This is a genomic window from Calothrix anomala FACHB-343, assembly GCF_014696435.1.
Lineage (GTDB): Bacteria > Cyanobacteriota > Cyanobacteriia > Cyanobacteriales > Nostocaceae > Aulosira > Aulosira anomala_A.
The window spans coordinates 120723-138280 of record NZ_JACJQG010000009.1 but is presented as its reverse complement, the minus strand read 5'-3'; the positions used below and the strand labels follow the sequence as shown (position 1 = coordinate 138280).

At 39.8% G+C, this 17558-nt stretch carries 16 protein-coding genes; 9 read left to right on the top strand and 7 right to left on the bottom strand.

The genetic code is table 11. The features are described from left to right. Positions 1–319 precede the first annotated feature (319 nt). Positions 320–778 carry a group I intron-associated PD-(D/E)XK endonuclease gene (locus H6G08_RS07145; RefSeq protein WP_190539975.1) on the top strand — a complete coding sequence of 153 codons (459 nt, stop codon included), beginning with the start codon at positions 320–322 and terminating at the stop codon, positions 776–778. 17 nt (positions 779–795) lie between these two features. Continuing rightward, positions 796–2286 (top strand): YcjF family protein, encoded by a 1491-nt coding sequence (locus H6G08_RS07140; protein ID WP_422614289.1) that lies wholly within the window; start codon positions 796–798, stop codon positions 2284–2286. 99 nt (positions 2287–2385) lie between these two features. Here the strand turns inward: H6G08_RS07140 and H6G08_RS07135 are convergent, their stop codons facing one another. Then, on the bottom strand, positions 2386–2637 hold the full coding sequence (locus H6G08_RS07135; RefSeq protein ID WP_242046088.1) for a hypothetical protein: 252 nt from the start codon (positions 2635–2637) through the stop codon (positions 2386–2388). 547 nt (positions 2638–3184) lie between these two features. Between H6G08_RS07135 and H6G08_RS07130 the strand changes: the two genes are divergently transcribed. The 6 genes from H6G08_RS07130 to H6G08_RS38490 all read left to right on the top strand — a co-directional run bounded on the left by H6G08_RS07130 (position 3185) and on the right by H6G08_RS38490 (position 10208). After that, the gene (locus H6G08_RS07130) at positions 3185–4321 is read left to right on the top strand and encodes a DNA cytosine methyltransferase (RefSeq protein ID WP_190539973.1); all 1137 of its coding nucleotides are present in this window, start codon (positions 3185–3187) and stop codon (positions 4319–4321) included. Between the two features lie 250 nt (positions 4322–4571). Then, positions 4572–5252 (top strand): deoxyribose-phosphate aldolase, encoded by a 681-nt coding sequence (deoC, locus tag H6G08_RS07125; RefSeq protein ID WP_190539971.1) that lies wholly within the window; start codon positions 4572–4574, stop codon positions 5250–5252. A gap of 87 nt (positions 5253–5339) precedes the next feature. Continuing rightward, the gene (gene recO / locus H6G08_RS07120) at positions 5340–6254 is read left to right on the top strand and encodes a DNA repair protein RecO (protein ID WP_190539969.1); all 915 of its coding nucleotides are present in this window, start codon (positions 5340–5342) and stop codon (positions 6252–6254) included. After that, positions 6238–7851: an MFS transporter gene (locus tag H6G08_RS07115; RefSeq protein ID WP_390625584.1), complete on the top strand. Its 1614-nt coding sequence runs from the start codon at positions 6238–6240 to the stop codon at positions 7849–7851. Before recO ends, H6G08_RS07115 begins: the two co-directional genes overlap by 17 nt. A 424-nt stretch (positions 7852–8275) precedes the next feature. Continuing rightward, a complete protein-coding gene (locus tag H6G08_RS07110) occupies positions 8276–9424 on the top strand; it encodes a glycosyltransferase family 4 protein (protein WP_190539967.1) in 1149 nt (382 codons plus the stop codon). A 538-nt stretch (positions 9425–9962) separates the two neighbouring features. Continuing rightward, positions 9963–10208, top strand: coding sequence for a hypothetical protein (locus tag H6G08_RS38490; protein ID WP_313941466.1), 246 nt, complete (start codon positions 9963–9965; stop codon positions 10206–10208). 182 nt (positions 10209–10390) lie between these two features. On the opposite strand, the gene H6G08_RS38655 is transcribed toward H6G08_RS38490, so the two are convergent. Next, the gene (locus H6G08_RS38655) at positions 10391–11497 is read right to left on the bottom strand and encodes a hypothetical protein (protein WP_390625583.1); all 1107 of its coding nucleotides are present in this window, start codon (positions 11495–11497) and stop codon (positions 10391–10393) included. Positions 11498–11811: 314 nt separating this feature from the next. Between H6G08_RS38655 and H6G08_RS07095 the strand changes: the two genes are divergently transcribed. Then, entirely contained in the window at positions 11812–12177 is a 366-nt protein-coding gene (locus H6G08_RS07095; protein WP_190539965.1) for a DUF2513 domain-containing protein, read from the top strand. Positions 12178–12262: 85 nt separating this feature from the next. Here H6G08_RS07095 and H6G08_RS07090 read toward each other — a convergent pair whose 3' ends face one another. The 5 genes from H6G08_RS07090 to H6G08_RS07070 form a co-directional block, all read right to left on the bottom strand. Further along, entirely contained in the window at positions 12263–12499 is a 237-nt protein-coding gene (locus tag H6G08_RS07090; RefSeq protein WP_190539963.1) for a ribbon-helix-helix protein, CopG family, read from the bottom strand. Positions 12500–12585: 86 nt separating this feature from the next. Further along, the gene (locus tag H6G08_RS07085; protein ID WP_190539961.1) at positions 12586–13335 is read right to left on the bottom strand and encodes a peptidase; all 750 of its coding nucleotides are present in this window, start codon (positions 13333–13335) and stop codon (positions 12586–12588) included. A 17-nt stretch (positions 13336–13352) separates the two neighbouring features. Next, positions 13353–13586, bottom strand: a complete 234-nt coding sequence (gene secG, locus H6G08_RS07080; RefSeq protein ID WP_086762869.1) for a preprotein translocase subunit SecG — start codon at positions 13584–13586, stop codon at positions 13353–13355. Between the two features lie 82 nt (positions 13587–13668). Continuing rightward, complete coding sequence (gpmI, locus tag H6G08_RS07075; protein ID WP_190539959.1) at positions 13669–15267, bottom strand: 2,3-bisphosphoglycerate-independent phosphoglycerate mutase; 1599 nt, start codon at positions 15265–15267, stop codon at positions 13669–13671. Positions 15268–15661: 394 nt separating this feature from the next. Further along, entirely contained in the window at positions 15662–17356 is a 1695-nt protein-coding gene (locus H6G08_RS07070; protein WP_190539957.1) for an ABC-F family ATP-binding cassette domain-containing protein, read from the bottom strand. Positions 17357–17558 lie beyond the last annotated feature (202 nt).

Genomic DNA, 17558 nt, shown 5'->3' with positions numbered 1-17558 from the left:
GGGCGGTACGTAAAGAAACTTACGTGCGTTTACCTGTCAAACTCGGGGAAGCCATTAGCGTGGTAATCCCGAACCAAGCTCTAGAAATAGAGAAGGTGTAGAGACTGGAAGGCAGGCACCCTAACGATAAAGACGAGGGTGAAGGGACAGTCCAGACCACAAACCAGTAAATCTGGGCAGCGAAAGCTGTAGATGGTAAGCATAACCCGAAGGTCAGTGGTTCAAATCCACTTCCCGCCACCAAATTAACAACAAAATAAGACCCTGCAAGCTTTATTGTTTGCGGGGTTTTGTTTTAGTTATTGTGCGTTACGAGTACATGGACACAAAGCTCAAAGGAGATATTGCCGAACAAGCTGCTGTTCTTCACGCCTTAAAGCGGGGTTGGGGAGTTTTAAAACCTATAGGCGACAGGCTACCTTACGATTTAGCATTTGATGTAGAAGGAACTGTAATCAAAATTCAAGTCAAATATGCTTGGTTCGATCAGCCTTCTGGTAATTATGTTGTAGATAATCGCCGTACCAAAACAAATCGTCGGCTAATGCTAAGAGAAGCATATAAGCCAACCGATTTTGATTTTGCCCTAATATATATAGAACAACTTGACCTGTTTTATATCTTCCCAATCGATGTCTTCATCGGCTATGGTAGCGAAATTCATCTTGTGGAAACTGAAAAACGACAGCGTAAACCTCGTTCTGCAAAATATCGCGATGCTTGGGAATTAATTTTACAAGCACTAAGTAAAGAAAATTGTGTTTGTTCGCCTGTGTGACTCGGACAAACAGGGTTTTGATCTATTCTGGAGTAGAAACCATCCAAAAAGCTCGGAGAGTAACGGTTGTGAAGTTACAACGACCAATTTTAGTGGGAGGATTGGGATTGTCCTTTTCTCTGTGGATGTTAGATAGTTGGCACGATTCTATAGTGCAAGTTAGCGAGTTTGGTTTATTGAGTGCTTTAGCTATTGGTGGGGGATTGTGGTTATTCCAAAAAAATCGCCCGCAAGCTAGGGTGGAGCAATTTGATATTAAGCTTGTAGAAAGAGCCGATGTAGAAAATGCGATCGCTCAAGCTGAAGTCGTAATTAACCAACTGGTACAAGAATCAGAAAATCATCCAGCTATAGGCTACCTACGAGAACAAGTTAACCAATTACTCTTAGATTTAGATCGCCAAGAAATTAAACTAGCTGTTACTGGTGGTAAATCGGTGGGTAAAACCACCTTGATAGAAGTTTTAAAGTCTAATTGGCAAGCAACAATCAAGCAGAAATTCAGCTTCTACGAGACAGCACCATTATTTATCAAAGCTAGCGATAATTCAGAAACCGATGTTGTCACAGAAGTAGAAACATCTGATTTTGTTCTGTTTCTCACCAACGGTGACTTAACAGATTCGGAATTTCAGACTTTACAGCAGCTAAAAGCAGCCAATCAACCTGTAATGTTGGTTTTCAACAAGCAAGACCAGTATTTACCAGATGAACGTGCTAGTATTTTGCTGTCATTACAACAACGGACACAAGGAAATTTAGTTGCAACAGCTGTGTCTCCCCTTGCTATCAAAGTCAGGAAGCATGAGAGTGACGGTTCTGTACAAGAATGGTTAGAACAACCAGCAGCAGATATCCAGCAGTTAACACAGCAACTCAGCAAAATTGTGACTCAGCAAGCTCAGAAGTTAGTTTGGGCGACGACATGGAGAAAAGCTAAGTTACTCAAAGCTGAGGCGAAAAACTGGGTAAATGGAGTCAGACGCGATCGCGCTACCCCAACTATAGAACAATATCAATGGATAGCTGCGGCTGCTGCTTTTGCTAACCCAGTTCCCGCACTTGATGTTTTAGCCACTGCGGCGATTAATGCCCAAATGGTAATGGATTTGGGTAATATTTATCAGCAGAAATTCTCTTTGGAACAGGCGCAAACCGTAGCTGGAACAATGGGAAGTTTAATGCTGAAACTGGGTTTAGTCGAACTTTCCACAAAAGCTGTAAGTACTGTACTCAAAAGTAACGCCGTTACCTTTGTCGCTGGTGGTGTAGTACAGGGAGTCAGCGCAGCTTATCTTACCAGAGTAGCTGGGTTAAGTTTAGTAGAGTATTTCCAACAACAAGAAATAGCTTTAGATTCTGGTAATAACTTGAATTTAGAGAAATTGCGGCAAACTTTACAAAATGTCTTCCAGCAAAATCAGCAGATGGCTTTTCTGCAAGGTTTTGTTAAGCAAGGTGTCAAGCGTTTGTTACCGGAAGTTGCTGTTGAGAAGGCTGTCGGATAATTTCACGCAAAGGCGCAAAGTTATTATGAGCGTCTTTGCGTGCAAATTAATTTTAATATCACTAAATATTGTTCAACCACAGATGATCTGAGTGATTACTTAAAAAGCATCTAAATCATTGTCAGAGTAAGCAGCACCAACCAATGCAGGAGTAGTTGCAGCTTGTTTGTCAATTAGTTCTAGCAAGGCATTATTACACCTTTCTGCAATTTCTGGATATTTATTGGCATACCATTCTAATGATGTGACAGCACAAGGATCGCTAATATCAAAGCCAAGTTTCATCAATTCTTCGGTTTCTTTCATAGCAAGATTAAAAATTGCGTCAATGTCAACGAAAGGTTCAGACATATTCATAATATTTGGAAATTTTTACTTAATATCAATTCATAATATATAAAGCACATTACAGCAAAAGACATATTTTAACAAAATTCTATCTAATTATTGCTGGGCTATCTGTTGAATAAAGGTGATAATTTCACTTTTATTTCTAATTTGTTCGACTGGGACAAGCCAGCTAGGATAAATGTATAAAGATATCATTAATTAGTAACTCATAGTTATTGCTTTTTATTTGATTGTTGATTATAGATCAATACGGTTCAGTTAAGGATCATCGTAGGTTGGGTTGAACGAAGTGAAACCCAACAAAACCCCGGAAATGTTGGGTTTCGTTCCTCAACCCAACCTACAAAGTTTAATGTTTTCAACGCTAACTGAACTGTATTGGATTATAGATTTATTTAGCTATATATTAATCAAACCATAGTCTGCTAATAATTTATATATATGCTTTAAGCATATGACATTATTTGTATGTTATGTTATTAAATAAAATATATTATTCATGATATTAAATAAAAATTTATTTATTTCTGAATTATGTATTCATAAAATGAGCCTTCAGCCTTGTATATTCTCTTTCTTTTCTGGTTCAGGTTTTCTCGATTTAGGTTTTGAAAATAGCGGTTTTAATATTGTTTATGTCAATGAAATATTTGCCCCATTTATCGCCGCATACCGCTATTCTAGGCAAATTCTCAATCTACCGTTACCTGAATATGGATATTATCAAGGGGAAGATGCAGATGTAAGCAAACTTTTAGAAGAATTACCAGCTAAACGACTGAGAGAATTAGTCCAAGATTGCCGTAAATCTTATAATCTTATTGGCTTTATTGGCGGGCCTCCTTGTCCAGATTTTTCAATTGGCGGTAAAAATAAAGGTTATTTGGGAGATAATGGTAAACTTTCTGCTGCTTATATTGAATTAATTTGTCGTCATTTACCAGATTTCTTTTTATTTGAGAATGTTAAAGGTTTATGGCGCACGAAAAAACATCGTTTATTTTTTGACTCTTTAAAATTAAAATTACAAAACGCAGGTTATATATTAACGGAACGCTTAATTAATGCTATTGAATATGGTGTACCACAGGATAGGGAAAGAATTATTTTAATTGGCTTCAGAAATAGCTTAATTAAAAAAATAATTAATGATAATGTAACACTTACAGATGTATTTCTTTGGAAGAATTACATTTTATATCCTCAAGAGAAAGTTTTTGCCTATCCTTGGCGAAAGTGCGAACCATTTCAAGAAAACTCTATAATTAATTGTCCTGAGAATATTCCTCAAGAACTTACAGTTGAATACTGGTTTAGAAAAAATGATGTATTGCAACATCCCAATGCTAAACATTATTTTCAACCTAGAGGGGGGATAACAAAATTTGCTACAGTTGCTGAGGGAGATGATTCTAAAAAGTCTTTTAAACGCCTACACAGATGGCGCTATTCACCAACTGCTTGTTATGGCAATAATGAAGTACATTTACATCCCTACAAGGTTAGAAGAATTTCTGTAGCTGAAGCTTTAGCCATTCAATCTTTACCTGCAAATTTTGCCCTTCCAGAGAATATGTCACTCACAAATATGTTTAAAACTATTGGTAATGGCGTACCATATTTAGCATCAAAAGCCTTAGCGCAAACTATTCTTGATTTTTTAACAGCTAGTAGTTCATCGTAAAGTTTTGATCGCTAAAGTCCTGACTACGACTTATAACCATTAATCTCTTCTCTAATCCCTAGCCCCTAGCCCCTAGCTAAAATGCTATAACTACGTAGGTAATTTCAGGCTACCTGTAAAGCTCTCATCTAAAACCTATGCAGTAGCCTGTTTTTCGGGATAAACTCGTAATAAATGTGGTTTAATATATATATAAGAAATGTTTTAATTTTTTATAAAGATTAATAATCAATAATTGGCAAAAGGCACGATGGCAGCAGACTATCCAGACATTGATATTGCGCCATTTATCGATCATGCCCTGTTAACGCCAACGGCTACTCCAGAGCAGGTTGAGCAATGGTGTGAAGAAGCAGATAGATTTCACTTTGCGGCGGTTTGCTTGCACCCTACCTATGTTAAGCAAGCCGCAGAACTCCTTCATGGTAAAAATCCCAAAGTCTGTACAGTCATCGGCTTTCCGACTGGGGCAACTACTTCAGTTGTTAAGCTTTATGAAGCCCAAGAAGCAGTGGAAAATGGAGCCACTGAACTTGATGTAGTCATCAACTTGGGTTGGTTAAAAGCTGGTAAAACTGAAGCCGTCCACCGGGAAATTGCGGAGATTTGTGAAGAAACTGGGCAAACAGTGAAGGTAATTTTAGAAACCAATCTGTTAACAGATGCAGAGAAAAAAATAGCAGCAGAAATAGCTATGGAAGCTGGGGCTGCATTCTTAAAAACCAGTACAGGCTGGAATGGGGGTGCAACTATTTCTGATGTACGTCTGTTGAAGGAGATTGCCCGCGAAAGGGTAGGAATTAAGGCCTCAGGCGGTATTCGCACCGTTAATCAAGCCATAGAATTAATCTTGGCGGGTGCTACTAGATTGGGCACATCTCGTGGTGTTGATTTAATCCGCCAGCGAGATAACCTGGAAAAGGTTGAATAGTCATTTGTTGTTTTGTCATTTGTCTTTATTTACTCAACTAATGACTAATGACTATGGCTGATGACTAATGACTATGACTAATGACTAATGACTAGAACTTATCAAGTAACGGGAATTAATCTGAAAACCCAGGCACTAGGCGAATCAGATAAAATAGTAACAATTTTGACACCTGAGTTCGGTTTAATCCGAGCTGTTGCCCCTGGGGCACGCAAGCACAATTCTAGCCTGGGTGGTAGGAGTGGCATGTTTGTCGTCAATGAACTACTGATTGCCAAAGGGCGATCGCTTGATAAAATTACACAAGCACAAACAGTAAAAACCTATCCAGGGTTGACAAAAGATTTAGGTAAATTAGCTGCCAGTCAATATCTAGCAGAAATTGTCCTCTGTCAAGCTTTGAGCGAACAACCCCAAGCAGAACTTTATGAGTTGCTCAACGAACATCTCAATCGTTTGGAAACTTTGTCTCAGAACGAAGCAGGTGTTCTAGCACATCTGGCTCATGGAGTATTTCACCTTTTAGCTTTGGCAGGGTTGACACCACAGGTGCAAGTTTGTGCTTTGACGCAACGTCAACTAGTACCAAATTTTACAGACCCCCACTGGCAAGTTGGATTTAGTATTGCTGCTGGGGGAATAGTTGGTTTGGCGACTTGGGAAGAGTTGCGAAAAGAAAAACAACGGGAGAGACAAACTAATTCTTCAGGGAAAGCCCCCACAACCTCAACTTCCCCTAACTCTGACACTTCTACCTACCAAACAGTTGTACATCAGCAAGAGCTACCAGTAATTTCTCAGCGTTTAAATGCGAGAGAACTTTATCTACTCCAGCAGCTGTCACAACCAGAGATAATGCATATAAATGCCGCTAAAGATGACGGCTGGTTATCTGTTGAGCAAATCCTGCGCCAGTATGCTCAGTATCATTTAGGTCGTCAAATTCGCTCCGCCACTTTAATCGATTCTTACTTTGCTGCCAACCATGATGCAACCGTCTGATTTGGATACAAAAATCCTACCTTTGTCACCGAGTTACGCCAAAAAACAGAATAGAGCATCAGATTCTACAGCACCCAGCCACTTGAGTGCTGTTCCCAAACCTCGGCCGAGTCAAATCCACAACCAGGATCTTTCCCCGCAGGAAATTTCCCAAAACAATAAAAATTGGCTGTCGGAAAAATCAACACCTGATGTCATCAATGAAGAAGATACATCAACCAAAACTGAGGTGAATGGGCAAGCACCCATCACCCCTGCACAAGAACCGCCAGATGTCAATGGTAATGATTCAGGTAAAGATGAAGCCTCAGATAATCTTCCCCAAAAGGGGTTTTTACCTGTATTAAAAAACCCAAATTTCCTAGCACTTTGGGGCGGTCAAGTTTTTTGCCAGCTAGCAGATAAAGTTTATCTGGTACTGATGATTGCCTTGATCAATACCCAGTTTCAAGCGAGTCATCAAAGCATTAGTGGTTGGGTATCCGCTTTAATGATGGCGTTTACCATTCCCGCCGTGCTATTTGGTTCCTTAGCTGGTGTATTTGTAGATCGTTGGTCAAAAAAGACGGTGCTAGTAGCCACGAATGTTTGGCGAGGGATTTTGGTGTTAGTGATTCCCTTGCTGTTATGGTTTACCCATGATTGGAAACCAGTAGGAGTTTTGCCAGTCGGGTTTTTGATCATTTTAGGCGTGACTTTTTTAGTTTCCACCCTGACACAGTTTTTTGCCCCAGCCGAACAAACAGCCATTCCCTTAGTAGTGGAAGAACAGCATTTACTTTCGGCTAATTCCCTGTACACCACAACCATGATGGCCTCGGTGATTGTGGGTTTTGCTGTTGGAGAACCACTATTAGCGATCGCGGATCAACTGTGGTTACAAATAGGTGGACATGGTGGATTAGGTAAGGAAATTTTAGTCGGTGGGAGTTATGCGATCGCGGGCATTATTTTGAGTTTCTTGGTAACTAAAGAAAAACCCCACGACGCCGCCACCGAATTTCCCCATGTTTTTGCTGATTTACGCGATGGATTGCGTTATCTCAAAGACAATCATCGTGTACGTAGCGCTTTAGTGCAATTAATCATATTATTTTCTATCTTTGCTGCCCTAACTGTTTTAGCTGTGCGCATGGCAGAAATAATTCCTAACATGAAAGCCTCGCAATTTGGCTTTTTATTAGCAGCTGGTGGTGTCGGGATTGCTGGAGGAGCGACAATTCTTGGTCAGTTTGGTCAACGCTTCTCTTATACTGCCTTAAGTCTTTGTGGTTGTTTGGGTATGGCCGCAGCGCTGATTGGTTTATCCATATTTACAACCAACCTCTGGATCGTACTTTTGTTAGTAGCAATGTTGGGTGTTTTTGGCGCACTCGTTGGCATTCCGATGCAAACCACAATCCAAACAGAAACCCCACCAGACATGCGGGGTAAAGTTTTTGGTCTGCAAAATAATGTCATTAATATCGCCCTTTCATTACCTTTAGCATTAGCTGGGGTTGCAGAAACCTTTATCGGCTTACAAGCTGTGTTTTTGGCATTAGCTGTAATCGTCTTTTTTGGAGGTATCTTTACCTGGTATAACGCTCATCGGTAGTTATTAATCATTAATTTGAGATCCTTAATCATTTACTGCAAGCTGAAGTTTTCGTGATAGACTGAACTCAGCCATAAATTACCATAGGCATAACTAGGGAGCATTGTGAATCCTGGCTTAAGGGGTTTTTATTAACTCATATCTATTAACAAATTCTCCATAGCATAACTAAAGCGATAAATAGACATTGTTGCTATTTGGAAGTGCCAACATCGAAGCGAAAGATTGAGAACTTTGTTAAGTTTTGAATGTTATCTTTATTCCATTCCGAATTGAAGCAAGCTAAGAATTTACCTATTTGATCGGGAGAAAATATGAGGTTTGATGACTGCTAACCAGCCAGTGATGACAACAAGATAAAAGCGCAAGCATAAAGGAAAAATAACTAAATACTAAACCCGCTCTTCCTATAACTAAATAAAGAATGCGTATAGCCTGGATTGGAAAAAAATCACCATTTTGTGGCAATGTAACCTATAGTCGAGAAATTACAAATGCCTTGCTAGACCGAGGGCATGAAGTTAGCTTTCTCCACTTTGCCCAAGAAGAATCTGAACCTGATAACTGGCCCAAATTTCAAGAAGTTTCCTTACCCTTCCTTTATAAGTCTCAGGTTTACACAATTCCCACATTTAAAGCAACCAAAGTATTAACTGAGTCGTTGCGGGAAATTAAACCAGATATCGTCCACGCTTCTTTGACTTTATCTCCCCTGGACTTTATTCTTCCAGAAATTTGCGAGCAATTGAATTTGCCCCTCATCGCTACTTTCCACACACCATTTGCAGGTAAAGGGGCAAAACTGATCTCCGGAACTCAACTTTTGGCCTATCAGCTATACGCACCTTTTTTGGTGAACTACGATCGCGTGATTGTATTTTCCCAAATTCAGCGAGATTTATTAGGGCGGATGGGCGTGCGGGAAGAAAAAGTTGCTGTCATTCCTAACGGAGTTGATACCAGTAAATATGCTCCCGGAAGTTCTCAAGTCAAAGCAGAATTTCAAGCCGAACGCTTATTTGTCTATCAAGGAAGGATAGCACCAGAGAAAAACGTCGAACCCCTGCTGCGTGCTTGGAAGCAGTCGGAAATGGAAGCAGATAGTAAGCTGTTGATTGTTGGCGATGGCCCTTTGAAATCTTCTTTACAGCCGTTTTATGGTGCAGAAGAAGGGATTATTTGGCTAGGATTTATAGCTGATGAAAACCGCCGCATCGAGATTTTACAGGGAGCGGATGTATTTATTTTACCTTCGCTGGTAGAAGGGCTATCTTTATCGCTGTTAGAAGCAATGGCTTGTGGTTTGGCTTGTTTAGCTACAGATGTGGGTGCTGATGGGGAAGTTTTAGAGAAAGGTGCAGGTGTAGTTTTAAATACTAAGACAGTGCGATCGCAATTAAAAACCCTCTTACCACTATTCCAAGATCATCCTGAGTTAACAACTGTGTTGGGACAGAAAGCCAGAAAGCGTGTATTGGAACGCTATACCCTCACTGATAATATTACTCAGTTGGAACAATTGTATCGCGAAGTTCTACTACAGCGACCTTTACCCCTAACTCATAGATTGTAAGTAAAGGTTCTGATATAAATTTTGGTTAGCTGCACTGCATCTGAGAGGATAGAATAGTGCAGCTAATCAGTACTTTTTCCTTAAACGCTACAGGATATCGAAACAACCAAGCCCGAAGGTGAAGTGAGAAAGGTGATTTACAATGCCGAATAAGAAATCACTAATTCTTGAAGCTGTTCACAAAACAGCTAAAGGGTTGCATAAGGCTGGACTTATTGATCGGACTACATTGCGCGAATTTGACCGCCTGTGCTTGTCTGTGAATAAACCGCTAGAACCTGAGCAAATTAAATGTAATACCAATTGGAAAAAAGAATGCGACAGATTGTAGGGGCACTGGCACTGCCATGCCCTCTAGAATATTTTGATGTGTCGCAAAGATTATTTAAATTGGTATGAATCAATTCAAAATTCAAAATTCAAAATTCAAAATTAAAGACAGCCACCCACAAGGGGTGGGGTTTCTACCTACCTTGCGAAACAAGGATTTTTTCGCCCACTAGGGGCGAGGTTTTAAACCTAACTTTTTCCGATAAAAATGACCCTTACTTTTAATTCAGATAAATATAAAAATTTATTAGTGCAGTATCAGCCAAAACTGATTAGGAATGAAGAAGAGAATAAAAAAGCTTTAGCTATTGTAGAAGAATTAATGCACCGCTCTAACCGAAGCCCAGAAGAGGATGAGCTTTATGAGTTGCTAATTATTTTAATTGAAAAGTTTGAACAAGAATACTATTTGCCTGGGAAAGCTTCTCAGCCTGATTCTATATTGCGTTTTTGATGGAGCAAAGGGATATAACAGAATCAGATTTGGTTGGTATTCTTGGTTCTCAAGCTGTTGTTTCGGCAGTGATTAATGGTCAGCAAGAAATCAGTAAAGCTCAAGCTCAAGCTTTGGGCGAATTCTTTAGGGTTGACTGTGATTTGTTTATTTGATTTATAAAGTACTATAAAAGTGCGAATTTAATCGAAAGAAATTAAATCAATTTCTGCTTGAAATTCGATACTTGAAAACACGTCTTCAATTATTTCTTCTATGCTGTCGTTTAAGAGAAAGTAGTCCCGAAAATCATCTGTAAATTTAATATTAACGTTGCCTTCGCAGAAAGCTAAAACGGAGTTATACCCATCTTCGCCATCGCTAGTAACGTAGCCAATATCTGCCGTTCCGGTTACTTTAAAAGCAATTGTCCATTCCAAGGTATAAAAATCACCATCTTCAATTTTAAAAAATGCTTGAGCAGGTTGGTAGTATGTCACATAGCCATCTATTAAACCGTCGTGTCTATCATAAGCTGTTGCTTCCTGTCCAATCATTTCAGCTACTATAATATTTTGAGATTTTTCAATGAAGTCTTCATGTTGAAGAAGTTGATTAATAATAGATGATATTAATGTTTCCAAAGCTGAATTATATCTAGTAATTTCGCTTTCACAAGAGCCACTTTGAACATTTTCACGTGGGGAAGGTATTAAACTTTGTAAGTAACTATATAAACCACCACAGTATAGCAATTCATCTATACCATATGAGGCAAAATTATTACCTTCACTGAACTGAATCATATTTGTTGGCAAAAATCCTGATAAAATCAGGTTGTATGTATTCTGTGATTCGTTTACTTCTTCTTGAATTAAGATACAAACTAAAACAGCATTTTTATCAACTTCTTCTTTGCTAATTAACCACTTGACTTGATTAATATCGCCTTGACGTGCTTTTACCTGGATGCCAATATTTGGCTGAGAAGTCAATGTAAAATCAATTTTTCCATCGCCGCCGATTCGTTTTTCATAATCTACTTCAGTCACGAAATTAGTTAAACGGGATTTTACAACTTCTTCACCGAGCTTTCCTTTTAGATTATTAATAAAGTACTTTTTTGGGTCGTCTGGCTTATACTTTTTCACCATCTCCCAGCAAAAGTCCCTTAGTTTTTTTAATCTCTCGCCTGAAATGACTGTTAACTCACTATTTTGTCCTTCTATTTCACAATGAAGCAGATGACCAGATTTCAGCCTTTGAATAAAATCATTTTGTTGGTCTACTAAGAGTTTTGTCCATTCCATATAAAAAGCAATGTGATAAAATTTACATTGTAGCGTATTATAATAAGTAGGAAAGCACAATTCTTTGTAAAATGCGATCGCACCTTCACAAAGCCTTAAACCCTTTAAAAGCATGGATTACGCTACGTTAACTCATCTTAGGTTTAATTCAACCCACCTAATTTAAAAGCAAGATTTAGCTTGCAAATATGGAGAAGACAACATCTATCAAAAATTATAAAAAATATCCTATAGATTAATAATTATCTCTGGGAATCTTTCCAGTAGCTGCAATGAGGTTTTTGTAGAGAAACTAAATACAAAAAATAGATTATATGAAACAAGATTTAGAGTTAATTCGTAAAATCATTCTTTTGATAGAAGACTCTGCTCATGGATTTGCACCTACAGTTATCAAAATAGAAAACTATTCTCAAGAACAAATTGATTACCATGCATATTTAATAATTGATGCTGGTCTTGCCGTAGGAAATATTACTACCAATACCCTTAGTCAAAGTCCTCAAGCTGTATTGAGAAACTTGACATCCTCTGGTCATGATTTTGCTGTAACTGCCCGTAGTGAGACTATGTGGAAAAAAGCTATGGACACAGTGAAAGAAAAAGGAGGTACAATAACAGTTGGTGTACTTATACAATTACTTGCTACTATAGTAAAAACACATTATGGTCTATCGTAATAAAGAATAAATTTCACATTAGTATATGACTCTTAGATAGGTGGAAATTTAATGCATATCTTGTCGTTGATTATATATTAAGTCTCTAAAATTTATCGTATTCTTCTGGCTCTACATTAGGGACTTTATTCAAAACTTGCTGGAATTTCTGCCAACTATCGCTTTTGGCTTTTTCTTCTAAATAGCCATTAGTCAACCATGCAGAAACTTGTGCAGATAAAGCGATCGCTACAAGCTTTTCAATGGACATATTTTCTCTAATTGCTAAGGCTTCAATTTGTTTATACAAAGATTCAGGTATCTGTACGTTTAAGTTAGTCATACCAATTCAATAAAATCGCGATACATATAGATTTTTTATAGGGTTTAGCATTGCTAAACCCCTACCCACATCTTTTTATTATTAATTTAATTCTCTACCAAAGACCACCCCAAACTAGTTGGCTGTTCATAAACCCGTTTCAAGGTATTCACATCTCTAGCAGAAATCGGCGGCGGTTGGCGTACTTGAGAAAAGTATAAAGCATCAGTTTGTAGCGGACTATGACCCCAAATTCCCAAGGCGTGGCCGAGTTCGTGACGCGCTGCGGCTAGGACATAATTACCAGTCTGGCTAGGACTCAATAATATAGTGAAGCGATGCAATAAAACTTTGTTGTTGGTATATAACTCGTAGGTTGTTAAAGCTGAACGCGCACGGGGAATTTTATCAGTAGGGGAAATTTGCAGAGGTGGTGCTTTGCGCAAAATTTTAATATCTGCAACCTCTGGTTTTTCTACTATTAATAAAGGTAAATAAGCATTCCATTCTTGCACAGCTTGTAAGACGCTGTTAACCCAAGCTTGCGCTTGCTGGCTGTTAATTGTTGTTGGCGTTTCTACGTAAACTTTAATGGGAAACTGCGACCAAACTAAATAACCAACTTGAGTGGGTGTAATTTCTCCAAAATAATCGCCACTGTTGGTATTATCTTGCCATTGGGCTAAGGTTGGCGGTAGAGGATGGGGTTTTGGTGAAGGAAATGAGGCGGTAGCAGGAAGATGAGTAAAAATAACTAGCAGCCCTGTGCCTATGGCTAAGGTAAGAACTGCTAGTAACTGTCGTAGAAATAAATTTTTCTGGGGGTTGGGTGTTGGGTATTGGATTTTTTGCCCCATATCCCTATTCCCTATGCTTACTTAGGTAGCCAGCCGGCGCTTAAAACTACTGTTAAACCGAGAAAAATTACTGTTAATGCCCAAGTAATTCGGTTTAAGGTGTTTTCTGCACTTTTGGTGCTGCTAAATAGTTGAGCTTGTCCGCCAATGGCTCCAATACCATCTCCTTTGGGACTATGCAGCAAAACTAAGACGATTAAACCAACGGCGGAAAGTGCCCAAATTCCTTGAACAATATTAGAAACTGTCATGGTAGCAATCTAAATAGATAGTCAATTTCAAAACAAAAGTGTCAGGGTGAAGCTAACAGTTAAATGTTAACTGTTATCTTGTTTACAAACCTACTTGGGCAGGGGTACGACTGCGTTGCACATCATATCCGGCTGGGACTACTAGCGATCGCCCTGTCATTTCTGATGGTTGAGGTAGTTGTAAAATCTCAAGAATAGTTGGTGCAATGTCGGCTAGCTTGCCATCGCTTCGCAGTTCGACGTTTGTACCATGTCCAGGGATTTTGACTTTTTCTCCTTCCAACAGAATTAAAGGTACAGGGTTGGTGGTGTGGGCTGTCCAAGGATTACCCGCATCATCTAGCATGTACTCAGCATTACCGTGATCGGCAGTAATAATTGTTGTCCCACCAACTTTAGTAATGCTAGCAAGTAGGCGACCCAAACAGCGATCAACTTTTTCAATTGCTTCTATCGTAGCTTCTATCTGACCCGTATGTCCTACCATGTCCGGGTTGGCATAGTTAATCACAACTAACGAGTAGATACATTTTTCAATCGCGGCGATCGCTACATCTGTGACTGCTTCTGCTGACATGGCTGGGGCTTTGTCGTAAGTTGCTACCATTGGACTGCTTACGAGTTCCCGATCTTCGCCTGCAAAAGGTTCTTCTAGACCGCCATTGAAAAAGTAGGTAACGTGGGCGTATTTTTCTGTTTCTGCGGTGCGGAACTGCTTTAAACCCTGATTAGCTATGACTTCTCCCAAAATATTGGTGAGATTTTGCGGCTCAAAGGCGATCGCTACTTTTAAATCTGGATCGTACTGAGTAAAAGTAGCAAAGGCTAGGGGTTGAATCAGCTGTCTTTCAAAGCCTGTAAATTCTGGGCTAACAAAAGCTTGAGTGAGTTGTCTAGCGCGATCGGGGCGGAAGTTGAAGAAAATGACTCCATCCCCGGCTGCAATTGCGCCAGAAGCAATGCGTGTGGGGTTGATGAACTCGTCTGTGACTCCGGCAGCGTAGGATGCTTGTAAGACTTCTACAGCTTGGCGATTGTCAGTCACCTCATCTTGGGTCATTACGTCATAGGCACGTTTAACTCGATCCCAACGATGATCGCGATCCATCGCGTAGTAGCGACCGCTCAGGGTGACTATCTGCCCAATACCTATGCGGTCTATGTATTCTTGCAATTGCCCAATTGCTTTGATACCTTGGGTCGGTGTGGTGTCACGACCATCGGTAATGGCGTGGATACAAACTTGGGAAACTTGCCGATCCTTAGCTAACTCTAGTAGACCTGCTACGTGGGTGAGATGGGAATGTACGCCACCCTCGGAACACAGACCGACTATATGCAGCTTGCCATTGCGATCGCGCACTTCCTGGCAAATTTTGACAAGTGCTGGGTTGAGCTTGATAGAACCGTCTTCCACCGCATCGGAGATGCGTACCAATTCTTGCGGTACTACCCGTCCAGCGCCAATGTTCAAATGACCAACTTCCGAGTTGCCCATTTGTCCATCTGGCAACCCTACGGCTTTTCCTGAGGTGCGGATGAGGGTGTGTGGATAAGCTGCCCATAAGCTATCCATGACTGGAGTTTTCGCATTAACAATCGCGTTTCCACGCTTCTCCTCGCAGTAGCCCCATCCGTCTAAAATGACTAGCACCACAGGAGCAACAGGTGCTTTGGTCATAGTAAAATTGCCCTTTACTTTTTGTAATACCCGAATGATACCACTGCTAATCACCACTGCAAGAGGATTTCTGCTTATTAACTTCTTTTATGAAAAGTTTCAGTATTTTTTAGATTTTTTTTAACTTTAGTAACTTTTGCGTATTATTTGTGATAATTGTGTGGGGCTATTTATGCCAAAAAAGCTTTTGTGTACCGTCAGTAGTTAGTCTCTAACTTGGGTTTTATCATAGATGTTGCAGATTGAGCGGTATTTCTGCAAGTGTGTGTTAATTCCTGGTTAATAAATCTTTAAATAGCAGTAGTGCGTAATGCTTAAACTTGGGTATTAATCCTTGTCAACCAAGGAATTTTAGCATCACGCACCCGATTTAAATTTGACTGCTACGACCTGCTTATTTACGTTTTGCTGAGGCTTTAGCGGCTTTAGCGGCTTTCTTAGCAGCCTTTTCAGCTGCGATCGCCTCTAACTTGGCTTGTTCTTTTTCTTCAGCAATTTTATCCAGATAGTAATGATAATCGCCTAAGTAGACGCGGAATTCACCATCGCGAATTTCCACAATTTTATTCGCTACTTGGGAGATAAAATAACGGTCGTGAGAGACAACAATCGCCGTACCCTCATAATTTTGCAGTGCTTCTTCCAACATTTCTTTTGCTGGAATATCTAAATGGTTTGTCGGCTCATCTAATATGAGTAAGTTCGCTGGACGTAAGAGCATTTTCGCTAAAGCTAGACGCGCCTTTTCGCCACCGCTTAATGCACCAACTTGTTTAAATACTGTGTCTCCAGTAAATAAGAAACGTCCTAATAAGGTGCGCACTTCTTCATTTTTCCAGTCAGGAACTTCATCGTGAATTGTTTCCATGACTGTCTTTTGTAAATCTAAAGCTTCTGCTTGATTTTGCTCAAAGTAACCCGGAATTACATTATGATCGCCTAATTTCACAGTACCTTCTGTAGGTGGCTCCATACCCATAATTACCCGTAATAGGGTAGATTTACCTGCACCGTTGGGGCCTAAGAAAGCAATGCGATCGCCTCTTTCAATAAAGAGATTCGCGCCTAAAAACAAGATTTTATCATCATAGATATGAGTCAACTCTTTAATATTCACCACTTCTCTACCGCTACGAGGTGCATCGGGGAAGCGGAAATGCAGAGTTCTTACCCCTGCGGTTGGTGCTTCAATCCGTTCAATTTTTTCTAGTTGTTTTTCGCGACTTTTGGCTTGGGTACTGCGGGTAGCACTAGCGCGGAATCTATCAACAAATGTTTGTTGTTTTTCGATTTCTTTTTGCTGGCGTTCGTAAGCACTTAGTTGTGCTGCTTCATTTTCCGCTTTTTGTAGCAAATATGCAGAATAATTACCCAGGTAACTAGTAGAAACACCGCGTTCAGTTTCCACAATTTGGTTACAGAGACGGTCAAGAAACTCCCGGTCATGGGAAACTATGACCATTGGCGTTGTCAGACTTCTGAGGTAATTTTCTAACCATTCAATAGTTTCTAAGTCTAAATGGTTAGTCGGTTCGTCCAGTAGCAATAAATCGGGTTTTTGCAACAGAATTTTACCCAAACTCATCCGCATCTGCCAACCACCAGAGAAGGCGCTAACGAGGCGATCGCCATCTTCTTGTTCAAATCCCATTTCTGGTAAGATTTTCCCGATGCGTGATTCTAAACCATAACCATCTAAGGCTTCAAATTGACGCTGTAATTTGTCTAATTTGTGGATTAATTTATCCAGTTCCTCTGGAGTCGCAGTTTCCATCTCTCTTGTCACCTCAGCGATGGAAAGCTGTACTTGATTCGCTTCTTTAAATACAGTCCAAAATTCTTCTCTGACAGTCCGACTGGGGTCAACTTCAAATTCTTGGTTCAGGTAAGCTATATGTAAACTCGCAGGACGAATGATTTCGCCTGATGTGGGTTCCATTTCCCCAGATATAATTTTTAGCTGGGTAGATTTACCTGCACCATTGACACCGACTAAGCCGATGCGATCGCCTGGTTTGACTTCCCAGTTGATGTCCTTAAGAACTTCACCTGTAGGGTAAATTTTACTAATATGTTCTAGTCGCAGCATCAAGTTTCTCTCAGGTAGGGGATGGGTAGTTGGGGGATGAAGAGTTATTGCCGTGTCAATCTTAACAAAATTTAATTAATATTTCGTCAGGGAAATTTTCAGCAATGATAAAAAAAGAGTCTGAGATTGTCACACTCACATCTAATTAAGTTATATATACCTAAATTACAGCCCCCATTTCGACATTCGTCTACCCTATTAT

Coding starts and splice junctions, on each gene's coding strand:
- H6G08_RS38490 (WP_313941466.1), top strand. CDS start 9,963: ATGACCCTTACTTTTAATTCAGATAAATATAAAAATTTATTAGTGCAG.
- H6G08_RS07070 (WP_190539957.1), bottom strand. CDS start 17,356: ATGCTGCGACTAGAACATATTAGTAAAATTTACCCTACAGGTGAAGTT.
- recO (WP_190539969.1), top strand. CDS start 5,340: ATGACTAGAACTTATCAAGTAACGGGAATTAATCTGAAAACCCAGGCA.
- gpmI (WP_190539959.1), bottom strand. CDS start 15,267: ATGACCAAAGCACCTGTTGCTCCTGTGGTGCTAGTCATTTTAGACGGA.
- H6G08_RS07145 (WP_190539975.1), top strand. CDS start 320: ATGGACACAAAGCTCAAAGGAGATATTGCCGAACAAGCTGCTGTTCTT.
- secG (WP_086762869.1), bottom strand. CDS start 13,586: ATGACAGTTTCTAATATTGTTCAAGGAATTTGGGCACTTTCCGCCGTT.
- H6G08_RS07085 (WP_190539961.1), bottom strand. CDS start 13,335: ATGGGGCAAAAAATCCAATACCCAACACCCAACCCCCAGAAAAATTTA.
- deoC (WP_190539971.1), top strand. CDS start 4,572: ATGGCAGCAGACTATCCAGACATTGATATTGCGCCATTTATCGATCAT.
- H6G08_RS07130 (WP_190539973.1), top strand. CDS start 3,185: ATGAGCCTTCAGCCTTGTATATTCTCTTTCTTTTCTGGTTCAGGTTTT.
- H6G08_RS07095 (WP_190539965.1), top strand. CDS start 11,812: ATGAAACAAGATTTAGAGTTAATTCGTAAAATCATTCTTTTGATAGAA.
- H6G08_RS38655 (WP_390625583.1), bottom strand. CDS start 11,497: ATGGAATGGACAAAACTCTTAGTAGACCAACAAAATGATTTTATTCAA.
- H6G08_RS07090 (WP_190539963.1), bottom strand. CDS start 12,499: ATGACTAACTTAAACGTACAGATACCTGAATCTTTGTATAAACAAATT.
- H6G08_RS07135 (WP_242046088.1), bottom strand. CDS start 2,637: ATGTCTGAACCTTTCGTTGACATTGACGCAATTTTTAATCTTGCTATG.
- H6G08_RS07115 (WP_390625584.1), top strand. CDS start 6,238: ATGATGCAACCGTCTGATTTGGATACAAAAATCCTACCTTTGTCACCG.
- H6G08_RS07110 (WP_190539967.1), top strand. CDS start 8,276: ATGCGTATAGCCTGGATTGGAAAAAAATCACCATTTTGTGGCAATGTA.